Origin of the sequence: Desulfovibrio sp. 1214_IL3152 (assembly GCF_036763055.1) — a bacterium.
In the GTDB taxonomy this organism is placed as follows: domain Bacteria; phylum Desulfobacterota; class Desulfovibrionia; order Desulfovibrionales; family Desulfovibrionaceae; genus Desulfovibrio.
Genome location: NZ_JBAIYW010000632.1, coordinates 1 through 4530 on the forward strand (window position 1 = coordinate 1; position 4530 = coordinate 4530).

The window sequence follows — 4530 nt, forward strand, 5'->3', positions numbered from 1 at the left end:
CAGAGCCGCCGCATCAAGCTGGGCGTCACCCTGCCCCGGAGCGTTGCCACCAAGGATATTCAGGATCACGCGGGCCGTGGATTCGCGCATGTCGCGCATGCTGAAGCGTCTGCGCCGGTTGCGCAGCGCCCACTGGTTGCACGCTTCCACCATGATGGAAAAAACAATGGCCGCGTACATATAGCCCTTGGGGATATGAAAACCCAGGCCGTCGGCCAGCAGGCTCAGGCCGATCATCAGCAGAAAACCGAGGCACAGCACGATGACCGTGGGATGCCGCTCCATAAAGTTGAGCAGGGGAGCCGCTGCCAGCAGCATGATGCCCATAGCGATGACCACTGCCAGCATCATGACGGTGACGTGCTCCACCATGCCCACGGCCGTGATGATGGAATCAAGAGAAAAGACGGCGTCCAGCACCACTATCTGAAAAATGACCTGCCAGAAATCCGCGTGATGGCCCGAATCACCGGCGTACCGGCCGCTATGGCCCTCAAGCCGGTCATGCAGCTCCATTGTTCCCTTGAGCAGCAGAAACACGCCCCCGGCCATCAGTATAAGGTCGCGGGCGGCAAAGCCGTGGCCCCCCAGCTCAAACAGGGGGGTTGTCAGCGTTGCCAGACGCGCCATGACCGTAAGCAGCAGCATGCGCATGAGCAGGGCCAGGCCAAGGCCCACCAAAAAAGCCTGTCGCTTGCGTTCACCGGGCAGACGCCCCACGAGAATGGAAATAAAAACCAGGTTGTCCACCCCAAGTACCACTTCAAGCAGCACAAGCGTGCCCAGGCCAGCCCAGGCGGAAAGGTGTGTGACCCATGAAAAGTCGAACATAATGTCACGCTCCGGGGCGGTTGCCCCTTCTTGCGGAATGACGGATGCGGCGGCCCATGCCCGGCCCCCTAAAAAAGACAAAAGAGGGCCGAAAGCCCCCTTTTGTCAGTAAATTTCCGTTGCCTCGGGCATCGGGTGGTTTTCAGCTTCCGGTGCAAGGCACAGGACGCGCCGGACGTGGCCGAAAAGCAGAAAACCTGAATGCCGCTGCAGGCACGCGCCCAAAGGCGCCCGGCATGTGGCCGGACCAGTCGCCTGGTCCGGCTCGGGAAAGTCAGATGCCATTACTCGGCAGCGAGCTGGATGCGTTCAAAGCCGGTAACAGTGATTTCATCGCCCACGGCCTTGCCCGTTTCACGAACGATATCGGCGATGGTCTTCTTGTCGTCGCGGATATAGGGCTGTTCCATAAGGCACACTTCCTTCTGGAACTTTTTAACCGCGCCGTCAGCAATCTTGTCAACGATATTGGCGGGCTTGCCTTCTTCCAGGGCCTTCTGGCGGTACACTTCGCGTTCGCGTTCCACAGCGGCCTGGTCAAGGCTTGCGGCGTCAAGCGCCATGGGGCTGGCAGCAGCCACCTGCATGGCGATATTTTTGGCGAGTTCCTGCACTTCGGGCTTGTCGGCGCTTTCGGCCTTGCCGCAGGTCAGGAAGGTCAACACGCCGATCTTGCCGTTGGCGTGGATATACTGGCCCACCAGGGAGCTTTCGCCGGGCTTGGTGTGATGGGCAAATTTGCCGAGCTGCATGTTTTCGCCCACAGAGGCGATGAGCTGGGTCACTTCTTCACCCATAAGGGCTTCAAGGGCAACGGCGTCGGCGGGGGCATTGTCCAGCACGCTTTTAGCCACCTTGGCGGCCATGGCCTGGAACTGGTCACCGCGGGCCACAAAGTCGGTTTCGCACAGCAGCGAAGCCATAGCCACGGTTTTGCCGTCATCGCTCAGGGCCACGGTTACAAGACCTTCACTGGTGGCGCGGCCGGATTTTTTGGCAGCCTTCGCCATGCCCTTCTGGCGCAGCCAGTCAACGGCCTTTTCCAGGTCGCCTTCCACTTCCACCAGGGCTTTCTTGCAGTCCATCATGCCCGCGCCGGTCATTTCACGCAGTTCTTTCACCATCTGAGCAGTGATAGCAGCCATTGTATTCTCCAAATGCGTCCGGCCTGCAGCCGGAGTTATCAAAATTACTTCTTGAATTGCAGAATTGCATCCAAAACGGGGCAGCGCAGCCATAAATCAGGTTGCGCTGCCCCCAGGAATGCGAAAGCAGAAAGCCGGCTATTGGGCGGGAGCAGCTTCGGCAGCGGCGGCCTTTTGCATGGCTTCTTCAGCGTTGGCGGTTTCGCCCTTGTGGTCTTTGCCCATGGCTTCGCCTTCCATGCAGGCTTCGGCGAAAGCGGCCACAAACAGCTTGATGGCGCGGATGGCGTCATCGTTGCCGGGGATGATGTAGTCGATGACATCAGGGTCGCAGTTGGTGTCGGTGACAGCAACAATCGGGATGCCGAGCTTGCGGCATTCCTTGACGGCGATGTCTTCGCGATGGGGGTCGATGATAAAAGCGATCTGGGGCAGACGCTCCATATTCTTGATACCGCCGAGGGTTTCTTCCAGCTTGGCAAGCTCGCGTTCCAGAAGCAGGATTTCCTTTTTCTGGTAGCGGTTGATGCTGCCGTCGGCAAACATGGCTTCAAGCTTCTTCAGGCGGTCAACGCTCTTCTGAATGGTGACAAAGTTGGTGAGCGTGCCGCCCATCCAGCGATTGGTCACAAAAAACTGCCCGGCGCGACCGGCTTCGGCGGCCACGGCCTCCTGGGCCTGGCGCTTGGTGCCGATGAAAAGAACCTTGCCGCCCTTGGCCACAACGTCCACCACTTTGTCGTGGGCAATGCGGAAGAGCTTCACGGTCTGCTGCAGGTCGATGATATGGATGCCGTTGCGCGCGCCGAAAATGTAAGGACGCATCTTGGGGTTCCAGCGGCGGGTCTGGTGACCGAAGTGCACGCCGGTTTCCAGCATTTGCTTCATGCTGACGTAAGCCATGGGGATTCCTCCAAAGGGTTGTTTTCTTCCACCCACGCCCTGACCCTGCAACCCGGCGTTGCGCCTGAAGCGCAAAAAAGAACGCCGCCACACGCGACATTCCGCCGGGCACCCCGGGCCGCTGCCTGGGTGTGCTTGATGGAAAGGGTGTACATACATGATCACTGTAGGCTTGGCAAGCGCCGACGCGCCCTTTCCGCCCAAAAAACGGCCTGCGTGCAGCCCCTTTTCAAAGCCTGAAGCAGCCCTTATAGTTGGTGTTCATCTGCCGCAAAAATACAAGAAAAAATATCCGCAGGAAAAAACATGAACAACTACGGCTTTACCCTGATCACCGAACAGCAGTTGCGCGAAGTGGACGGCTCCGCCCGTCTGTGGCGGCACGAAGCCACCGGCGCACAGTTGCTTTCCATCAGCAATACGGACGAAAACAAGTGCTTTGGCGTGAGCTTTCGCACGCCGCCCACCGATTCTACCGGCGTGGCCCACATTCTGGAACACTCCGTCCTCTGCGGGTCTGACAAATACCCCGTCAAGGAACCGTTTGTGGAGTTGCTCAAAGGCTCCTTGCAAACCTTCCTCAATGCCTTCACCTTTCCGGACAAAACCTGCTATCCGGTGGCAAGCTGCAATCTGCGCGACTTTTACAATCTTATCGACGTCTATATTGACGCCGTTTTTCACCCGCGCATCAACGAAGACATCTTCAAGCAGGAAGGCTGGCATGTGGACGCGCCCTCCGCGGACGGCCCCTGGGCCTACAAGGGCGTTGTCTATAATGAAATGAAGGGCGTCTATTCCTCGCCGGACTCCGTGCTTGCCGAGCAGAGCCAGCAGGCCCTTTTCCCCGACACGCTGTACAGCCTTGATTCCGGGGGCAACCCCCAGTGCATCCCCGACCTCACCTACGAGGCTTTTCGCGACTTCCACAGCCGCTACTACCACCCGAGCAACGCCCGCTTTTTCTTCTGGGGCGATGACCCGGAAGCGGAACGGCTGCGCATTGCGGGCCAAGCCCTTGAACAGTACGCGGCGCGCCCGGTGGATTCCACCGTTCCCCTTCAGGCCCGCATCGACACGCCGCGCCATATCGAAGTTCCCTACGCGGCTTCCGAAGGCGAAAAACGCGCCCTGTTCACGGTCAACTGGCTGCTTGGCGAACGCGGCGACGTGAATCAGGCCCTGCTGATGGAAATGCTTGAGCACATCCTTGAGGGGCTGCCCGGCTCTCCCCTGCGCAAGGCGCTCATCGCCTCCGGCCTTGGCGAAGACACCACGGGCTGCGGGCTGGAAACCGACCTGCGCCAGATGTACTACTCCACCGGCCTCAAGGGCGTGGCCCCCAGAGACGTTCCGGCGGCCGAAGTGCTCATTTTTGAAACCCTGGCGCAACTGGCCGAAGAAGGCATCCCGGCGGCCGCTGTGGAAGCCGCCGTCAATACCGTGGAATTCGCCTATCGCGAAAACAATTCCGGCCGCTTCCCGCGCGGGCTTTCAGCCATGATCCAGTCACTGTCCACCTGGCTGTATGACGGCGATCCCCTGTCCCCGCTGGCGTGAGAGGCCCCGCTTGCCGCACTGAAAAAACGCATCAAGGCAGGCGAACCCGGATTCGAGCAGGCCATAAAAGACTGGTTCCTGAACAACAACC

At 59.4% G+C, this 4530-nt stretch carries 3 protein-coding genes and 1 pseudogene; 1 reads left to right on the top strand and 3 read right to left on the bottom strand.

Annotation, left to right across the window (positions count from 1 at the left end):
* The 3 genes from V6C07_RS13155 to rpsB form a co-directional block, all read right to left on the bottom strand.
* A partial coding sequence (locus V6C07_RS13155; RefSeq protein ID WP_333536929.1) for a TerC family protein occupies positions 1–831 on the bottom strand: 831 nt, incomplete at its 3' end.
* A 284-nt stretch (positions 832–1115) separates the two neighbouring features.
* On the bottom strand, positions 1116–1976 hold the full coding sequence (gene tsf / locus V6C07_RS13160; protein WP_333536930.1) for a translation elongation factor Ts: 861 nt from the start codon (positions 1974–1976) through the stop codon (positions 1116–1118).
* A gap of 138 nt (positions 1977–2114) precedes the next feature.
* Positions 2115–2879 carry a 30S ribosomal protein S2 gene (rpsB, locus tag V6C07_RS13165; protein WP_333536931.1) on the bottom strand — a complete coding sequence of 255 codons (765 nt, stop codon included), beginning with the start codon at positions 2877–2879 and terminating at the stop codon, positions 2115–2117.
* A 306-nt stretch (positions 2880–3185) separates the two neighbouring features.
* On the opposite strand from rpsB, the pseudogene V6C07_RS13170 reads away from it, so the two are divergent.
* A pseudogene (locus tag V6C07_RS13170) lies at positions 3186–4530 on the top strand (insulinase family protein); the annotation flags it as partial.